Origin of the sequence: Hathewaya massiliensis (assembly GCF_902143515.1) — a bacterium.
Classification (GTDB): Bacteria; Bacillota; Clostridia; order Clostridiales; family Clostridiaceae; genus Hathewaya; species Hathewaya massiliensis.
Genome location: NZ_CABFVD010000002.1, coordinates 317794 through 335989 on the forward strand (window position 1 = coordinate 317794; position 18196 = coordinate 335989).

At 27.3% G+C, this 18196-nt stretch carries 18 protein-coding genes and 1 riboswitch; of the genes, 16 read left to right on the forward strand and 2 right to left on the reverse strand.

The window, feature by feature from the left end:
* Positions 1-221 precede the first annotated feature (221 nt).
* From yedE to FNZ64_RS06775, 7 genes are all read left to right on the forward strand, one after another.
* Positions 222-1310, forward strand: a complete 1089-nt coding sequence (gene yedE, locus FNZ64_RS06745) for a YedE family putative selenium transporter (RefSeq protein WP_142414076.1) — start codon at positions 222-224, stop codon at positions 1308-1310.
* The gene (locus FNZ64_RS06750; protein WP_142414077.1) at positions 1297-1506 is read left to right on the forward strand and encodes a sulfurtransferase TusA family protein; all 210 of its coding nucleotides are present in this window, start codon (positions 1297-1299) and stop codon (positions 1504-1506) included. Before yedE ends, FNZ64_RS06750 begins: the two co-directional genes overlap by 14 nt.
* Before the next feature lie 5 nt (positions 1507-1511).
* Positions 1512-1748 (forward strand): putative Se/S carrier protein, encoded by a 237-nt coding sequence (locus tag FNZ64_RS06755; protein ID WP_142414078.1) that lies wholly within the window; start codon positions 1512-1514, stop codon positions 1746-1748.
* Positions 1749-2016: 268 nt separating this feature from the next.
* Entirely contained in the window at positions 2017-3813 is a 1797-nt protein-coding gene (locus FNZ64_RS06760) for a MutS family DNA mismatch repair protein (protein WP_142414079.1), read from the forward strand.
* 60 nt (positions 3814-3873) lie between these two features.
* Positions 3874-4314, forward strand: coding sequence for a DUF2691 family protein (locus FNZ64_RS06765; RefSeq protein WP_185903704.1), 441 nt, complete (start codon positions 3874-3876; stop codon positions 4312-4314).
* 181 nt (positions 4315-4495) lie between these two features.
* Positions 4496-4861, forward strand: coding sequence for an ArsR/SmtB family transcription factor (locus FNZ64_RS06770; protein WP_142414081.1), 366 nt, complete (start codon positions 4496-4498; stop codon positions 4859-4861).
* Between the two features lie 23 nt (positions 4862-4884).
* Positions 4885-5253 (forward strand): NifB/NifX family molybdenum-iron cluster-binding protein, encoded by a 369-nt coding sequence (locus FNZ64_RS06775; protein ID WP_142414082.1) that lies wholly within the window; start codon positions 4885-4887, stop codon positions 5251-5253.
* A gap of 308 nt (positions 5254-5561) precedes the next feature.
* Here FNZ64_RS06775 and FNZ64_RS06780 read toward each other — a convergent pair whose 3' ends face one another.
* Positions 5562-6482: a DMT family transporter gene (locus FNZ64_RS06780; RefSeq protein WP_142414083.1), complete on the reverse strand. Its 921-nt coding sequence runs from the start codon at positions 6480-6482 to the stop codon at positions 5562-5564.
* A gap of 179 nt (positions 6483-6661) precedes the next feature.
* On the opposite strand from FNZ64_RS06780, the gene FNZ64_RS06785 reads away from it, so the two are divergent.
* From FNZ64_RS06785 to FNZ64_RS06825, 9 genes are all read left to right on the forward strand, one after another.
* Positions 6662-7768, forward strand: coding sequence for an AI-2E family transporter (locus FNZ64_RS06785; RefSeq protein ID WP_243129217.1), 1107 nt, complete (start codon positions 6662-6664; stop codon positions 7766-7768).
* Between the two features lie 110 nt (positions 7769-7878).
* Positions 7879-8664: an EFR1 family ferrodoxin gene (locus tag FNZ64_RS06790; RefSeq protein WP_142414085.1), complete on the forward strand. Its 786-nt coding sequence runs from the start codon at positions 7879-7881 to the stop codon at positions 8662-8664.
* Between the two features lie 429 nt (positions 8665-9093).
* Positions 9094-9366 carry a hypothetical protein gene (locus FNZ64_RS06795; RefSeq protein ID WP_142414086.1) on the forward strand — a complete coding sequence of 91 codons (273 nt, stop codon included), beginning with the start codon at positions 9094-9096 and terminating at the stop codon, positions 9364-9366.
* Between the two features lie 178 nt (positions 9367-9544).
* Positions 9545-10225, forward strand: a complete 681-nt coding sequence (locus FNZ64_RS06800) for a VTT domain-containing protein (protein ID WP_142414087.1) — start codon at positions 9545-9547, stop codon at positions 10223-10225.
* Between the two features lie 125 nt (positions 10226-10350).
* Positions 10351-10527, forward strand: a riboswitch (cobalamin riboswitch).
* Positions 10528-11551: 1024 nt separating this feature from the next.
* A complete protein-coding gene (locus tag FNZ64_RS06805; protein ID WP_142414088.1) occupies positions 11552-12823 on the forward strand; it encodes a dicarboxylate/amino acid:cation symporter in 1272 nt (423 codons plus the stop codon).
* 98 nt (positions 12824-12921) lie between these two features.
* Complete coding sequence (locus FNZ64_RS06810; protein ID WP_142414089.1) at positions 12922-13509, forward strand: serine/threonine-protein kinase; 588 nt, start codon at positions 12922-12924, stop codon at positions 13507-13509.
* A 415-nt stretch (positions 13510-13924) separates the two neighbouring features.
* The gene (gene mgtE, locus FNZ64_RS06815) at positions 13925-15256 is read left to right on the forward strand and encodes a magnesium transporter (protein ID WP_142414090.1); all 1332 of its coding nucleotides are present in this window, start codon (positions 13925-13927) and stop codon (positions 15254-15256) included.
* A 242-nt stretch (positions 15257-15498) separates the two neighbouring features.
* Complete coding sequence (locus FNZ64_RS06820; protein ID WP_142414091.1) at positions 15499-16221, forward strand: DUF1361 domain-containing protein; 723 nt, start codon at positions 15499-15501, stop codon at positions 16219-16221.
* A 184-nt stretch (positions 16222-16405) separates the two neighbouring features.
* Positions 16406-16996 carry a 50S ribosomal protein L25 gene (locus FNZ64_RS06825; protein ID WP_185903705.1) on the forward strand — a complete coding sequence of 197 codons (591 nt, stop codon included), beginning with the start codon at positions 16406-16408 and terminating at the stop codon, positions 16994-16996.
* 150 nt (positions 16997-17146) lie between these two features.
* Here FNZ64_RS06825 and FNZ64_RS06830 read toward each other — a convergent pair whose 3' ends face one another.
* Positions 17147-18067 carry a hypothetical protein gene (locus FNZ64_RS06830; protein ID WP_142414093.1) on the reverse strand — a complete coding sequence of 307 codons (921 nt, stop codon included), beginning with the start codon at positions 18065-18067 and terminating at the stop codon, positions 17147-17149.
* Positions 18068-18196 lie beyond the last annotated feature (129 nt).

The following is an 18196-nucleotide window of genomic DNA, read 5'->3' on the forward strand; positions in this document are numbered from 1 at the left end:
CACCCTAATCTGCCACATACACCTCACTTTCTTGTTGCAAGCTATTAAATTAATTATACAGATCACTATAGGAATACATGGTCATGTTGGTATTATCTATAGACATATGACAACCTATTACAAAAAACGATTTAACAAAATGTTCAGACTTTATTAAAATAAAAATGATGTGTGTAATTATCTATTTATTATATTAACAAATAAGGAGGGAGTTGTAAAACATGGATAGTAAAAAGGGTATTATAGTAACCGGAGCTATAGTTGGTATTATTTCTGCACTTTTAGTTTACTTTGGGAATCCAGTAAATATGGGATTTTGTATTGCTTGTTTTATAAGAGATATAGCAGGAGGTTTAGGTCTACATAGAGCACCAATCGTTCAGTACATAAGACCAGAAGTTATAGGCCTTGTAATAGGGGCATTTATTATGTCTATTTTTGGTAAAGAGTTTTCAACAAAGGGCGGTTCTTCACCATTTATAAGATTTACTTTAGGTTTTATAGTTATGGTAGGAGCTTTAATGTTCCTTGGATGTCCATTAAGAATGGTATTAAGACTTGCAGGTGGAGACTTAACTGCTATAATGGGACTTGTTGGCTTTGTTGTAGGAATAGTTATAGGTATTTTCTTCTTAAATAAAGGATTTAGTTTAAGAAGAAATTATAAGTTAAATAAAGCTGAAGGATATTTATTTCCAGCAGTTAATATAGGGCTTTTCGTATTATTAGTTACTGCACCAGCTTTCATATTATTTAGTAAAAAAGGACCAGGGGCTGCTCATGCTCCAATAGCTATTGCTTTAATAGCAGGACTAGTTGTAGGAGTTTTAGCTCAAAAAACAAGATTATGTATGGTAGGTGGAATTAGAGATTTAATAATGTTTAAAGATACGTATCTACTATCTGGTTTTGTAGCTATATTTGTATTTGCACTTATAGGAAACTTAGTTATAGGAAAGTTTAAATTAGGATTTGTAGGACAACCTGTTGCTCATACAGATGCATTATGGAACTTTTTAGGTATGGTTCTTGCAGGATGGGGCTGTGTATTACTTGGTGGATGCCCTATGAGACAACTTATTTTATCAGGAGAAGGAAATATAGATTCTGTTATAACTGTAATAGGAATGTTTGTAGGAGCAGCTTTCTGTCATAACTTTGGTTTAGCTTCAAGTCCTAAGGGAGCAACATTAAATGGAAAAGTTGCAGTAATAATAGGATTTGTAATAGTTTGTGGTATTTCTTATTTCAATATGGAAAAAACTGAAAAAGCTAAAGTGAAGGGAGATGTAAAAGTTGGAACAAATTGATGCTAGAGGAGTATCTTGTCCTCAACCAGTACTTATGACAAAAAAAGCTTTAGAAAACAATCCTCAAGGTATAGATGTTATGGTCGATAACACAACTGCTAGAGGAAATGTAGAAAGATTTATGAAAAATGCAGGATATAAAGTTACTATAAAAGATATAGATGAAGAAGAATTTATACTCTCTGCAAGAAAGTAGGATATATGGATTATATAGCAACATTTTTTACCCATTCTGGGGCTATAAAGTTTAGTAGGTACTTAAAGAGTTTAGATATAAAAAATCAATCTATGCCTGTACCTAGAAAGATAAGCTCCAATTGTGGTATAGGTGTTAAATTTACTTATGATAAGCAATTAGACAACCTGTTAACAGAGGATATAGAAACCGTATTCACAGTGGATAATGGGGAATACAATTGCATATATAGGGAAGAATAATAACTATGTAAAACAATCTAGTTAATTTAAATTAGCTAGGTTGTTTTTTTAGGTTGTTTAATAAACAGAGTTCTTGTCTTTAGAGGAATTAAAGAAGTAGTCATTAATAAAATATATTTTTATAAATAACTATAAATTTTATGAATTATAGTATAAAATTAGAAATATAAAATAACTTATTAGACACTAGAAAGTGAATAGTAAGAAAGAAAGGAGGATTTAGTGAGAGTTTGGTATTTATAATACACCCTCTTACTAAATATTATTTGTGAAGAAAGATAAATTTGAATTAAGAATAGAAGATCATAAAAAGAATGTGGCCGATTATACAAAGACATGCAATAAGCTTTCTATTATAAGGTTATTAGCTATGGTTTTAGGTATATATTTCACTTATGATGGTTTAAAGAAAGGATTTAATAGTTTAAACTTATTTCTTATGTTTAGCTTTTATGCAGTTTTTGTAGTACTAATTATATATCATAAAAAGTTCAAGGATAAATTAAACTTTTCTAAAGAAATTATAAAGATAAATCAGAAGTATTTGGATAGAATTAATGGAGATTGGGTTAGTTTTGAAGATGTAGGGGAAGAATTTATAGACCATAGCCATAAATATTCTAGAGATTTAGATATAGTAGGGCAAAAATCAATCTTTCAACTTATAAATATTACTAATACTTTTAATGGTAGAAAGCGTTTAGGTAAGGATTTACTAAATGGAGAGTATAGTTTAGAGGAAATAACTTTAAGACAAGAAGCTATAAAGGAATTACATGAGAAATTAGATCTATGTGAAGAGATGGAGTATATCACAGGAAAACATAAAAAGAAATTAAACAGTCCAGAAAAATTAGTAAATTATGCAGAGGATTCTGATGTACTAATAAAATCAAAAGGTCTAAAAGGATTTATATATACATTACCATTAATTACATTCCCCTTAATTTTAGTGATTTCATCTTTTAATATAAGTAAATTTCGTATTTTAGTTCCTTTAATAATTATTCTACAGATACTAATATGGGCTATGGGATTTTTAAAGCTGAACAATATTTTAGGGGACATTGGAAATTTTAAATACAATTTAGACACTTATGTACATATACTAAAACTTATAGAGGGAGAGGAGTTTTCTTCAGAAAAGTTAAAAGTTATAAAGGTTAAATTATTTAAGGAAGAAAACTCATCTATGATTGCCATTAAGGAATTAGGGAAAATATCTGAAAAGGTTAATTTAAGATATAATGGATTCCTTTATATGCTGTTAAATATATTTTTACTTTGGGATTATCAGTGTGTATTTTCCTTAGAAGCTTGGAGAAGAAAATATGGAAATAAAATTAGAGAGTCTTTAGAGTTAATAGGGGAAATAGAGAGTCTTATGAGTTTAAGTGTTTTGACTCATATAAATGAAGAGGTTTCATATCCTAAGATAGAACATGGAAAAGTTCCTAAAGTAGAGTCAAGGCAGCTTGGACATCCTCTTATAAATTCTAAGGACAGAGTTGCAAACGATCTAGTAATGAATAATAATATTTTTATTATTACAGGATCTAATATGTCAGGGAAGACTACATTTTTAAGAACCATTGGAATTAATTTAGTTCTAGCTTATAGTGGTGCACCGGTTTGTGCAAAGGAAATGAGTTGTTCCATATTAGATATTTTTACATCTATGAGGATAACAGATGACTTAAATAACGGAATATCTACTTTTTATGCAGAACTTATGAGGATTAAAGAAATAATAAAAGAATCTAAAGAAAATAAAAGCATGATATTTTTAATAGATGAAATATTTAGAGGGACAAATTCTCTAGATAGAATTCTTGGAGCTAAAACTGTTTTAGGAAATTTAAATAGTGAAGGAATAATAGGAGCTATAACTACACATGATTTAGAGTTATGTGAATTAGAGAAGTATAGTAGAATAGTGAATTATCATTTTTCAGAGCATTATAAAGATGATAAAATATATTTTGATTATAAGCTAAAGAATGGTAAATCCACCACAACTAATGCAAAGTTTTTAATGAAAATAGTAGGAATAGATGTACTTTAATTTTAAAACCACTTCTTAGTGATATAATATATTTGTAGTATTAAAAGTGAGGTGAGCTCTGTGAAGTTAGGATTAAGTTTTGAAATTCCAAATGAATATGGAAGTTTTCTAAACTCTATATTAGAACCTGTTAAATGTGAAAATTATAAATGGTATATTGAAAATGATGAGATATACTTAACTCTTAATGATACTTTAATTGAAAAGTGGCTTTTTGAAGAAGAGATTATTAGTGGTGAGGAATTTAAAAATTTAATAAAAAAGAAGTATTATGTTATATTTGCTGAGATTAAAGCCTTTCCAAAGGAAATGGATATAGAAAGGATAGGTTCACATAAGGAGTTTTTAAATAGTAGTTGTGAGCTTATGGTATTAGCTAGTGACTGTTCTTATTTTAGGGTTTATTGCAAGGATGAAGTTTTACTAGAAGAGCTCTTTATCAATGCAGAGAATAATGGGTATAAAAACATAAAATATATAATTGAAGATATAAAAGAATAGCTTAATAAGTAATCAAATTAAGTGATACTTAAAAAATAGGACTAAATAAGGATTTAGTTCTATTTTTATTTTTGTGTGAAAGTTTCATCTGTACATAATTTTAAAACTTAAAAATTTGAAAAATATAATTAAGTGTGTTATTATTTAATTAAGCACTTACTTAACTAATAAGGAGATAAAAATGGAAGATAAAATTCAAATATTTAAAGCCTTAAGTGATGAAACCAGACTTAAAATTTTGATTATATTATCTAAGAAAAAAATTTGTGCAAAAGGTATAGCAAAACATTTAGATATATCAGAGGCAGCGGTGTCACAACATATAAAAATTTTAAAAGAATCAGGGATTATTAAGGGAGAAAAAGTTGGATATTATGTTCACTATAATATAGAAAACCAATGTCTTAAGCAGGCATCAGATTTTATAAAAAGTCTAGTAGATAAGGACTTAGATTACGGTAACTTAGGAGTTCATCTTCCTAATAAGTGTAGAGTTCTTTGTAGAGAAAATGGAGATAAGTGTTGCAAATACAAAAATAAAATTTAAATAAATTATTTGGAGGTATTGTTATGAAGATATGTATGCCAGTTAAGGAGAATCAAGGATTAGAAAGCGTGCCTTTTAACCACTTTGGTTCAGCACCATTTTTTTTAGTCTTTGATTCAGAAAAAGAAGAAATTAAAGTAATTAATAATGGTGATTTAAATCATGAACATGGAAAGTGCCAACCTATTAAAGCCTTATGTGGGCAAGAAATTGACATGGTTTTAGTAAGTGGCATTGGAGCAGGAGCTATTAAAAAATTAAATGACATGGGAATAAAGGTATACAAGGCAGATAGCAATGTAAACTTTAAAGAAAATATTGCAAAATTACAAAATAATCAATTAGCTGCATTTTCTATTGCAGATAGTTGTACTGACCATAGTTGTCATTAGTATTAAAGTACTAAGACTTTTAAGCTTAATAGAAGTAAGAATTTCTTTTAAAGATAATAAATTGTAAAGCCTTGGATAAAGCAACAAAGTTATATGGGAGTAAGAATTTATTCTGAATCTAATAACTTGCTTTATAAGGAATAAAACCATATATAAAAAGAAGGTTCATTTCTTTTTATATATGGTTTTTGTATTACTTAGGACTATTATTCAGTATATAATGATTTGGTAATATATTAAACCTTTATAGCATACTAAACCTTTACAATATATTGTTATTCTAAAATATATTATGATTCTAAAATATATTACATTTCTAGGTTATTTTCTTCAGCTTTAGTTTTTTCCCTAAAAGTAAACTTTTTATTTAATCCAACAATTAAAAGGGCGCAAATCACTAACATAATGCCCTCAATTTGGGATATACTCATTGGTTGTTTAAAAACAATTAAGCTAGTTAGTGTAGCCACTACAGGTTCAACAGTTGCTAAAATTGAAGCTTTACTTGGTTCTAAGTTTTCTAGGCCAATTGTGTAGAAAAGAAAAGCTAAAACTGTTGAAAATAAACCAAGACCAAGGGTATATGCAATTACTTTAGTATTAAGCGTTAGGGAAAATGTTTTTTTTATTGGTATTAAGGGGAAAGCCCCTATAGTAGCCAGAATAAAAGAATAAAGAGTTACAGTCATTGAACTATATTTTTTTAAGGCGAGTTTGCCAAATATGCTATAAAGGGCATATGCAATTCCAGAACCTATACCACAAAATAAGCCAATGGTTGATACTTTATTAGAAGAACTATCAAAGTACCCTGTAACTAATATACATCCTAGGAAAGTTAATATTAAAGATATAAGTTTATTCAAAGTAATTTTCTCTTTAAAAATTAAATAAGAAAAAACTGTTACAAAGGATGGTGCTGTGTAAAGTAAAATAGCAGCAACTGAAAGGGAAGTTTCTTTAATAGCTACAAAGTAGCAATAATTAAAGATAACTATACTAATAATTCCAGTACCAATAAAATAATAGATATCTCTAAACTTTATTTTAAAAGCTTTTTTATTAGTGAGTAAAACATAAATAGATAATATTATAGCTGCACTAAATACCCTTAAAAAGGATATTTGAATAGAAGAGAAACCTAAATCGTACAAGCCTTTTACAAATATTCCAATAATACCCCAAAAGGTAGCCCCTAAGATAACCATAAAACAAGATAATTTTTTCATGAAAAATCTCCTTAGTATAATATTTTTATAACACCCCAAATCTATTTTAGCCTATTGTAAAAGTGAAGTACAGGGAATTAATGGTCAAGATTTGTTTAAAAAATATTTTAAAATGCACTCTTTTAATAACTTACCATTATGGTATACTTAAGATATAAAATAAGAGAGGAATGGGGAACTTGAATTTCGAAAAATACAAAAATCGTAAATACATGGACATAATAATTCCTGTGGCTATTGCTATGCTTCTAGTTGTTTTTCTATCTGTTACTTTTATTAAATTAATAGATAATGTAGATTACTGGAAAAATGGTATAGGCACTATATATTCCATTGTTAGCCCCTTTATTTATGGGATTATTATAGCGTACATATTAGCTCCTATTATGAATTTCTTTGAAAAGAGGTTTAAATTAAAAAGGGGAATAAGTATACTTTTAACTTATATTATTATAATAGGTGTACTTCTAATAATCATAATTTATCTTTTACCTAAGATAACATCTAGCGTTATTGATATGGTTAGAAACATTCCTTACTATGCATCAGAAACTGAAAAGTGGATAGAAAATTTTACAAGTAACGGAAGACTAAGTACCTTAATTAATTCAGACATGGGAAAAAGTTTTAAGCCAGATGTTCTTATTTCTAAGGTAAGTAAATTTTCTATGACTTTATTAAATTCATTTTTAGGAAACGTATTTTCAATTACAAATTATTTTATTAAATGGATATTTGGATTTTTTGTTGCTATTTATGTATTATTTGATAAAGAGAAATTTTTATCCACAGGTGAGAAGCTTATTTATAAGACTTTTAAAAAGAAAAATGGGGATAGGATAACACAGCTTATTAAGACTTTAAATACCATGATAGGAACATATATAGGAACAAAGGCATTAGATTCATTGATTATAGGTGTCATAGCTTTAATAGGATTAATTGTAATAGGATCACCATATACCTTATTAATTGCTATAGCAGTAGGTGTTACAAATATGATACCTTATTTTGGACCATTTATAGGCATGTTTATAGGTGGACTTATAAATGTCTTTGATAGCCCTGTTAAAGCTTTAGTGGTTGTAGGATTTTTATTTTTACTTCAACAGTTTGATGGATGGTACCTAGATCCTAAACTTATTGGAGACAAAGTTGGTTTGAGTCCTTTTTTAGTAATGCTTGCAGTTACTCTAGGAGGAGGATTATATGGAGTTGTTGGAATGATTCTTTCTGTACCTGTTATGGCAGTTATAAAAATCTATATTGATAAGGTTTTTAGATAATAGGGCACCATTTATTAAGTTCAGTAATAATTATTTAAAAGTCATAAATTAAAAAAAGCATAAATTATTCATAAATTATAATGTTAAATTAATAATTTTGGAGGAAGTATATGGCTAATATAATATATTATTTTACAGGCACAGGCAACTCCTACTATGTGGCAAAGAATATATGTAGTAGTTTAGAAAACTGCAAATTTGCTTCTATAGAAGGAGTTATGAAAGAGGACATAGATATAAGTGGATTTGAAAAGGTGGGAATAGTTTTCCCCTTATATTGCTGGGGTTTACCTGAGATAGTTTTAAGATTTTTAAGTAAAATAAAACATAGTGAAAATAAACCGTATATATTTGCTGTATGTACAAGAGGTGGCAAGAGTAATGGAGATTGCATGAGGCAAATGGACTTTATTTTAAAAGAAAAAGGGCTTAAATTAAATTATAATGCTTATATTAATATGCCAGATAATTATATTAGAATGTTTAAAATGAAAGATAATGAGTATAATAAAAAAATAATAGATAAGTCTAAAACTAAGCTTGAAGAGGTATGTAATAATATTAAAAACTCAAGTGAGAATGGGTATAAGAATAGTATTATAGGACTTATATCAAAACCTGTATACAAAAAATTTATAAAAAATGTAGGAAAAAGAGATGAAGATTTTTTCTCAGATGATAAATGCGTTTCATGTGGATTATGTGAGAGAATATGCCCTGTAGATAATATAAAATTAATAGATGGGAAACCAAGTTGGAATAATAAATGTCAAGACTGTATGGCATGCATTCAATATTGTCCAGTTTCTTCTATACAGATAGGTAAAAGGACAATTAATAAATTAAGATATAATAATCCTTATGTTAAAGCTGAAGATATAATAAAAAATAGATAGGTTTTATATGCAATTAAGAGGTTTTAGCATATTTTAAATTAACATATAATAAGAGCTACACAATGTACAAATCTATGTGTGCCATATGAAAAATTCTAGAAGTGACATATGGCAGATATAGATATTATATTAATAAAAAATTTATTTTGAATTTTGTAAAAAAGTTCTCTATAAATTGAACAAAATATATTATTATAGGGTATAATATTTATAAAGATAGCGAAATATTATAAGTTGAAGATTATAGTACAGGTATCAATAATTATTTATTTACATATATTATATAAAAGATGAGTTATCTAAAAATTCAGAAAAGTGATAGAAGGTATAAAGAATAAAACAAAATTTATGGAATAAAAAATAATTGTTTATAAAACTATTAAAGTTTTTATATAATAAGGGGTTAAATTTATTCAAAGGAGTGGTATTATGGGCAAAGGTAAAAAAATTTTATTTAGCAGTGTAGCTGCACTAATAGGGGTAGGAGCAGCGAAGGCTATAATAAAGCATAAGCAGCAAAAAAATATTACTGCCGAAGAAAATATGGGAGAAGAAACAAATTCAATAAAACAAATGTGTAAAGTTTGTGGAGATAAGAGTGAATTTTGTGGTTACGACGATTATTGTGGGTATAATAACGAAAATAAAAAAGAACTAAATGTAGATGAAGTTGATGACTATCATAATTATTCTTTAGATTAATCTAAATGTTTTAAGAACCATAATAGTAAGGTTTAGTAATTAACCTTGTGTTATGGTTTTATTTTATGTAAACTAAGGATGTAATGCTCTGGAATTGTGTTTCTCAATTTTCCATAAGGGGCATAAGAACTAAGTGTATAGATTGCTCTTTTAAGATTTAAGTAGAGGGAATTTATATATGAGATTAAAAGGTAGGGATACAATGAAAATACTAATTTATATTTTAGATATAGTATTTAATCTTGAAGATTATTTAGAAATAATAATTTTTAATTTCGGACATTTGGCATACATATTAATGTTTAGCATAGTTTTTTTAGAGACAGGTATTATATTAACTCCATTTTTACCGGGAAACTCCCTTATGTTTATTGCAGGAACCTTTGCATCTTTAAAGATTATAAACTTATATGCATTAATGGCAACTCTTATTCTAGCATCAGTGTTAGGAGGAATTGTAAATTATCATATAGGAAAATTTTTAGGATTAAGGATTTTAAAAAGCAAGATAGGATATTTTATATTAAAAAAGGGATACCTAGATAAGGCAAAAAACTTTTATAAAAAAAATGGAGGGAAAACTTTGATAATAGCAAGGTATATACCTGTAATAAGAACTTTTATACCATTTATAGCAGGATTAAGTGATATGAGGTATAGTGAATTTTTCTTATATAATATTATAGGCGGAATTTTATGGATAGTGCCACTAAACTTAGCTGGCTATTGCTTTGGTAATTTAAATTTTGTTAAGGATAATTATTCTATAGTAATTTTCACTCCTTTATTGATTTATATTATATGTATAATTATAGGTTTTTTAGTACGAAAAATAAAGAAAAAGGCATCTAATGCCTAGTATCTTATATTTAAACTTATTTAATTTATGATAGATCAGAAAACACTTTATTTTATTATTTGAAAAGTTTTTATATTTATGATATATTAGTTTTAAGAGAGATTAATAATAAAATTAAATATGATTTTTAGAACAAAGTTTTAGGTTCTTTTTATAGAGATTAATAGGGAAAGTGGTTAAATTCCACTACAGCCCCCGCTACTGTAAAAGCTACGAAACCTTGAATACCACTGTGAATACGGGAAGGTAAGGGAGTAGGATTAAGCTTGAGTCAGGAGACCTGCCTAAAATCTTAAGTGATCCTTCGGAGGGAAGGCCAGTTGCTATAATGTTCATATATACATATAATTTCTGCGTTATTTTAAAGAATATATATTATGTATTGAGAATAAGCATCCTAACCTCTAAGGTTAGGATTTTTTTATTTTTTAAAATTGCTTTCCATATCAACATTTAAATAAATAAAACCCTTAAAATGTTATAGATTGAATAAACTATAACTACTAAATATTTAAGAATGTGGAACTTCAACAATGATGTTGAAAAGATTTAACGATGAAGTTAAACACACTAAATATTCTTCTGGTACAAGAAGCTATTGTACCAGTTTTTGTTTTAAGAATAAAGAATAAAGATTTATATTTATACCATGGATATCAGTTCTAATACTCCTCTCGCACTCTGTTTATTGAATGGATTAATTAGATGTAATACTTCTTAAAAAGGTGTAACTGCTACTTTAGGTGTTAATACTAAAATTTATAAGAGTTATTGTTTTAATAAAAACTTCAGTTATAAAAATAATATTTTTTATAACTAATATTAAAGATTTTATATATACTGTACCGTGTATGTTTAGAGTCGTATATGGAATGCTATGAAAGATTACTTCCCCTAAGTACTTTATAGCATCCATACTTCTAATTGATGAAGAGAAATATTTTGAAGTTTAAAGTAGTATCCCCGAAAGTTTGCCCATAGTTTGGTTACACCTTTTTTAGGAGTATTACTTTTTCTTGTCATAGTTTATATCCATTAAAGACATTTCTTTGAATATTTAAATGATTATACTAAATATGATTCCCTTTAAAAGATTTATGCAAGTCATGAATATAAAATCCTTCAAAAAAATAAAATTATTTATGAAAAAACCATAAAAAAAGCTTGAAAACCTCATAAAATAGTGTATTATATAAATTGCGATATAATTTATCGGAAACACAAATGAAAGAACCATGATAAACATATTGCATAACTAAGAAAACATAAGAACAAAATTGAAAGAATTATTATGATAAACATGTTGTATAAATGGAGGGAAAAGGAATGAAAAAACAAAAGAAATCTCTAACGGGTAAAATTCTTATATCCTTATTTTTAGGAATAATTTTTGGAATACTATTTAACAAATTTTTACCTAAGCATATAAATGAAGTGACAATAAAGTGGGTACTTTCACCTTTAGGAACTATGTTTTTAAGATCAATAAAAATGGTAGTAGTACCACTTGTATTATTTTCATTAACAGTTGGAACAGCAAGTATAGGAGATATAAAAAAGCTTGGTAGAATTGGTGGAAAAACTATAAGTTTTTATCTTATAACTACAGCTTTTGCAGTATCTTTAGCTTTAGCAATATCTAATTTATTAAATCCAGGAACTGGAGTAAGCACAGCTTCTAAAGTTGCAGCTAATGTAAAGGCTGCAGAATCACCTTTTATAATGGATATATTTACAAATATGATTCCAACAAATCCCATAGAGGCTATGGTAAATGGGAATATGCTTCAAATAATTGTCTTTGCTATAATTTTTGGAATTGCAATTACCTTAATAGGGGAAAGAGCAAAACCTGTAGTAACTTTATTTGAAGAGATAAATAATATATTATTAAAAATTATTTCAATAGTTATATTAGGTGCACCAATAGGAGTTTTTGCACTTATATCACAAGTAATAATGAGTCAAGGGACATCCGTATTATTTTCTTTAATAAAGTATGTGTTAGTTGTAGTCTTTGTATTATTTATTCATACTTTTGTTATTTACGGAGGAGCCTTGAAGGTACTAGGAAAGGTAAATCCAATTACATTTTTTAAAAAGTTTTGGCCTGTTATGCTAATGGGATTTAGTACTTCTAGTAGTAATGCTACTATACCTTTAAATATGAAAACTTGTAATGAAAAGATTGGAGTTTCTGAGAATGTAAGTAGTTTTACAATTCCATTAGGAGCTACGGTAAATATGGATGGTACAGCAATAATGCAAGGTGTAGCAGCTATATTTATAGCTCAAGTTTTCGGTTATAATCTAACTTTTCACCAACAAATAATGATAGTTCTTACATCAACTCTATCCTCTATAGGAACTGCAGGCGTACCAAGTGCAGGGGTTGTAATGCTTACTATGGTATTCCAACAAATTGGACTACCAATGGAAGGTATAGCTTTGGTTTTAAGTGTAGATAGAATTGTAGACATGTTTAGAACAGCAACTAATATTACAGGGGATGCTGTATGTACTGTAATAGTTGCAAACTCAGAAAAAGAATTAAACTTAGATATATATAATGATATTGAAGAAGAAAAGGTAGCTTAAAAATAATGAAGAGGGTTTAGTAAGTTTCTCAACTTAATGAACCCTCTTCTTAAATTTTACATACCATATAGTATAGTAATAAACATGGAAGTGAGAAGATGCAAAGGAAAAAGGAATTTTCTATGTTCTTAGATAAAAAGGGAGAGGAATATTTAAGGAAAGGAGAATACCTTGGCTGTGGTCATAATGGCATTGTATATAAACTACCAGATAATAAGGTCATAAAGTTTTTTAATGATGAAAATGTTTGTGAAAGGGAATATGATATCTTAAAAAGGGCTAGTAAAAGTAATCATTTTCCGAAGGTTTATGATTACGGTAGTAACTATATTGTAAGAGATTTTGTTGGTGGTGAAAGGCTAGATAAGTATATTAAAAAGAATGGTATAACAAAAGAAATAGCTCATAACTTTTTTAAACTTATAGAGGAGTTTAAAAGACTTAAATTCAAAAAATTAGACATAAGATGTAAAGATATCTATATATCTAAGGATAACTTTCTAACTGTTATAGATCCTAAAAATAATTACACTAAAACTGTATTATATCCAAGACATTTTATGAAAGGGTTAAATAAATATGGAGTTTTAGAAGAATTTTTAGAGTTTATAAGAGAAAAGAATGAAAAGGCATATAAGTTTTGGAAGTATAGGATGGACTTATATCTTAAAAAGAACATAAAATAATAGGCTGATTTAGAAGACAATGTTGATATGAAATTCACTTCATCACTAATTTGCTACCTTAAGAAAGTATGAAAAGTACCAACAAAGTTTGTTGGTACTTTTAAAATTAGGGTTGTCAAACTCCGTATCATATTATAAAATGAAATGGTGGTTCAAATATTTTAATTTGAACACATTAAATTGCAAATTAGCTTTTAAGCTATGATTTGTAGTGAATTTGATACATAATATAAAACTAATTTATAAAAAATAATAGTTTATAAAAATAATAATTTATATAAAAGAAAGCAGGTGATAGTTATGGACGCTAGCCCCTTACCGAGCTCGCAAAATGAAAAATTACAATTGAATAAAATAGGAGATGTAACTATCACTAATATGGTTATGATTCTCCTTTAATAAGGAGGTAATACCTATGGAAAAAGTATTAGAATTATTAAAGGACAACAAATTGGTTAGAGCTAGAGAGGAATTAGTTCATAAGAACGTAGTAGATATTGCACAGCTTTTAGAGGATGTAGAGAGAGAAGATTTAATAATAATCTTTAGAATATTACCAAAGGATATTGCAGCTGATGTATTTTCTTACATGCATTATGAAGAGAAAAGATATATAGTAGAGTCTATTACAGAAAGTGAACTTAGTGGTATTATTAATGAATCTTTTATAGATGATACAGTGGATTTTTTAGAAGAGATGCCAGCTAATGTGGTTAAAAAAGTACTTACAAGTACCAGTGAGGAAAAGAGAAAAGTTATAAACCAACTTTTAAGATATCCTGAAAATTCAGCTGGAAGTATAATGACTATAGAATATGTAGACCTTAAAAAAGAAATGACTGTTGAAGATGCTATAAAGTATATAAAACACACAGGGGTAGATAAGGAAACAATAAATACCTGTTATGTTATAGATAAGAACAGAAAATTAGAAGGGATATTATCTATAAGGAAATTAATATTAAGCGATAATGATGTGAAAATTAAAGATATAATGCACACAGATATTATATATACTCATACTTTAGAAGATCAGGAAGAAGTGGCAAATCTATTCAAAAAATATGATTTTACATCTTTGCCAGTGGTAGATAATGAAAATAGGTTAGTTGGTATAATAACTATAGATGACATTGTAGATATAATAGAAGAAGAAAATACAGAAGACTTTCAAAAGATGGCAGCAATGTCACCTTCTGAAGAGGAGTATTTAAAGACAGGGGTATTTACCCTTGCAAAGCACAGAATTATATGGCTCTTAGTGCTTATGATTTCTGCTACCTTTACTGGAAATATAATAAAGGGATTTGAAGACGTATTACAATCCGTAGTTATTTTAACAGCATTTATACCTATGCTTATGGATACAGGCGGAAATGCAGGATCTCAATCTTCAACACTTATTATAAGAGGACTTGCTTTAGGTGATATAGAACTTACAGATATATTTAAAGTAATTTGGAAGGAATTAAGAATAAGTTTAATAGTAGGTATATCATTATCAACACTTAACTTTCTTAGAATATATTTCTTAGAGAAAACAGAATTTTATGTTTCTCTTACAGTGTCAATTAGTTTATTTTTCACTGTAGTTTTAGCGAAGGTGGTAGGAGGAGTTCTTCCTATTATAGCTAAAAAGTTTAAATTAGACCCAGCTATTATGGCAGGTCCACTGATTACAACTATAGTAGATGCTTTTGCATTAATAGTATACTTTAGTGTAGCAACCTTACTTTTAGGTTTATAATTATAAACAGATTTAAAGTTAACCATGTTCACTTTTGCAGTATAAAAGTGGACATGGTTTTATTTTTTTATTTTATTTATGCTGTGTTAGAGGACAATGTTCATATGTGGCTTATCTTTAAAATTTTTAGAAAAATTTAAGAAAACTTTAGGATAATAAGGCAAAATAAAAGAAAAATATGGTAATATTATATTGATGTAAGTTTTAGAACTTTAAATATTACTATAAGGATAGGTGATATAATGAAGCATAAAAAATCCATTTCAAAAGGTATAGAAATTATACCTTATAGAAATTTTTTAATTATAGCCTCAATTTTATATACCATATTTTTATTGAGTTATGGTGATAAAAGTAGAACTTTTATGATATGGAATATATTCTTAGCTTGGATTCCTTTTGGGGTGTCTACTTGTATTTATAAAATAAGCATTAAGGAAGAGAAAAAGAATTATGTGTTTCCTATTTTAGTCTTAGGAGTTGTTTGGTTATTTTTTTATCCCAATACTAATTATTTGTTTACTGACTTAATGCATTTTTCAAGTCATAAATTTTATATACCTAATCCAAAGTATTCCCCATATAATGGTGAGCCTAAGATACTTTTTAATGACAATTTTAACATTTGGATAGATTTTTTTATTATGGTTTTAGGAGCATGGCTAGGATATATCTTAGGTTTTTTATCTTTATATTTAAACATGGAGATTATAAAAATTAAGCTTAGTAAATTTGCATCTTGGATTTTTGTAATAATTGTAAATATATTGAGTGGATTTGCTATTTATTTAGGAAGGTTTATAAGATTTAATAGCTGGGATATATTTAATCCTAAGATAGTACTAAAGATTTTAAATGAGAATATAAATGAAAAGAGCATGAAATTTACTTTATTGTTTGGAAGTCTAAGTATGATTTTGTATATTATTTTATATTTCCTTACTAATATAAAGAGTAAAAATTAAAGTGACATATTCACCGTAAAGTCTTAATATAAGTTAAAAGTGTAAATAACTTATTAATAAACTATTAAATAAGTAGGAATAGTAGGAAACTACCTTGAATGTGGAAACTATATATTATAAAATGAAATTAATGTAATTAGTCCCGTACTCAATACAGTTATTATAAAAGAAAGGGGAGATTGTCTTGAGTAAATTATTTATAAAAGCCGCAGAGAGAAATGAAAAAGGAAAAAAAGCAAGAAAAGAAGGATTTGTTCCAGGCATAATGTATCTAGAAGAAAGCGGAGATTCTCTTCCAATAAAATTTGATAAAGTTAAGGTAGAAAATCTTTTAAGAAAAGCAACAGCAGCTTCAATTATACAAGTTAAGTTAAAGGATGAAATAAAAAATTGTGTAGTTAAGGATGTTCAAAGGGACAGTATAAAACATGGAATTGTTCATTTAGATGTACAAGCTTTTGGAAAAAATGAAGATATTACTGTTAAGGTACCTATAAATTTTAATGGAGTGGATAACCTTATAAGTAGGAGATTATTACTAGAAACTTTTTTTGATGAAATAGAGGTTACTGGTAAGGCAGATCACATTCCAGAGGTTATAAATTTAGATATAGGTAACAAGACTTTTGGTGATAAAATAATGCTAAAAGATATAGAGTTATCAGATGATATAGATGTACTTCATGAAGAGGACGAAATCTTTGCTATTATTGTTTCAGGTGAAAGAGATAATAAGTCAAATGAAGGTTCTGAAGAAGAAACAGTAGAAGCTTAGAAATTCTTATTAAGGGACGTACCCACTCTTTACACACAACCTGAAGAAAATAGGATTAGTAGATCAAATTGATCAGATAAATTGCATAATTTATATAAAAAATTAGGGGCTGTTACATAATGCATAAATTGCTTTGTAACAGCTCCTTTTCTAATTTTTAAAATTAGATTTTAAAAATTCTTCGTAAGATAAGGCATTTTTTATATCCACATTTTCAACTTGGACACTGTCTCCATAATCTATAAGTTTATAATCTAAATTGATAAAAAATTTTTTCTCGTTAACTAATACTTCAGTGGTAGTCTTATACTCTTTAAGTAGCTTTTTATTTTTATCTATGTATAAGCTTACCTTCATTTTATCTATATATACATTACTAATTATATTGTTAATAGATTGTTCAAGTTCCTTTTGGGTTTTATCTTTTAAAGTATCCCTATTATCAAGAGAAAGTTTTTTATCGTTTAAAGTTTCACTTTCATTTATTATATTTTCCATAAACAAGTCTTTTACATCACCCATATTTATTTCTATAAATTTATCATATAAAATTTTTATTTCGTTACGGTTTAGTTCTAAATTTAAAACCTTCATATCTTTATGATTTTCTAGTTTAATCTTCTTTTTTGAAGATAGGTCACAAATGTATTTTTCAAAGTTTTTAAAAGATTTGTAGGCAAGACTTTTATTAAAAGCTACCAAACGAAGATTTATACTCGATGTTGTATTAGGACAATAAATATAATTATCAAAGTTTTGAAGTTTTATAAAGTCCTTATCTTTTGTGGAATAAATAATGACTTCTTCATTCATATCCTTTATTTTAACTTTAGAATCTATAATACTGTTACTTTCATTTAAGTCATTAGTAACATTTAAAGATAATTTTATTGGGTTATTATTCCGGGCATCTTTAATTGAAAATTTATAATCAGCCTTGTATTTGCTGAGCTTATTGTTGTTTATAAGAGAATTAGCTAATACTTTTGAATTAGATTTACCTAAAGTCAATCCTGCTAATATTCCAACAGAAACTACTCCTGTTATGAGGAATGTGAAAGCTTTTTTCATGAGAATATCCTCCTAAGTATAATAATACTTATAATAGACTAATATATGTTTGTATTATATAATTATATATTTTATAGAGTTTAGTATAAAAGTATGGTGTATTACTATTTTAATATAACCTTACGACAA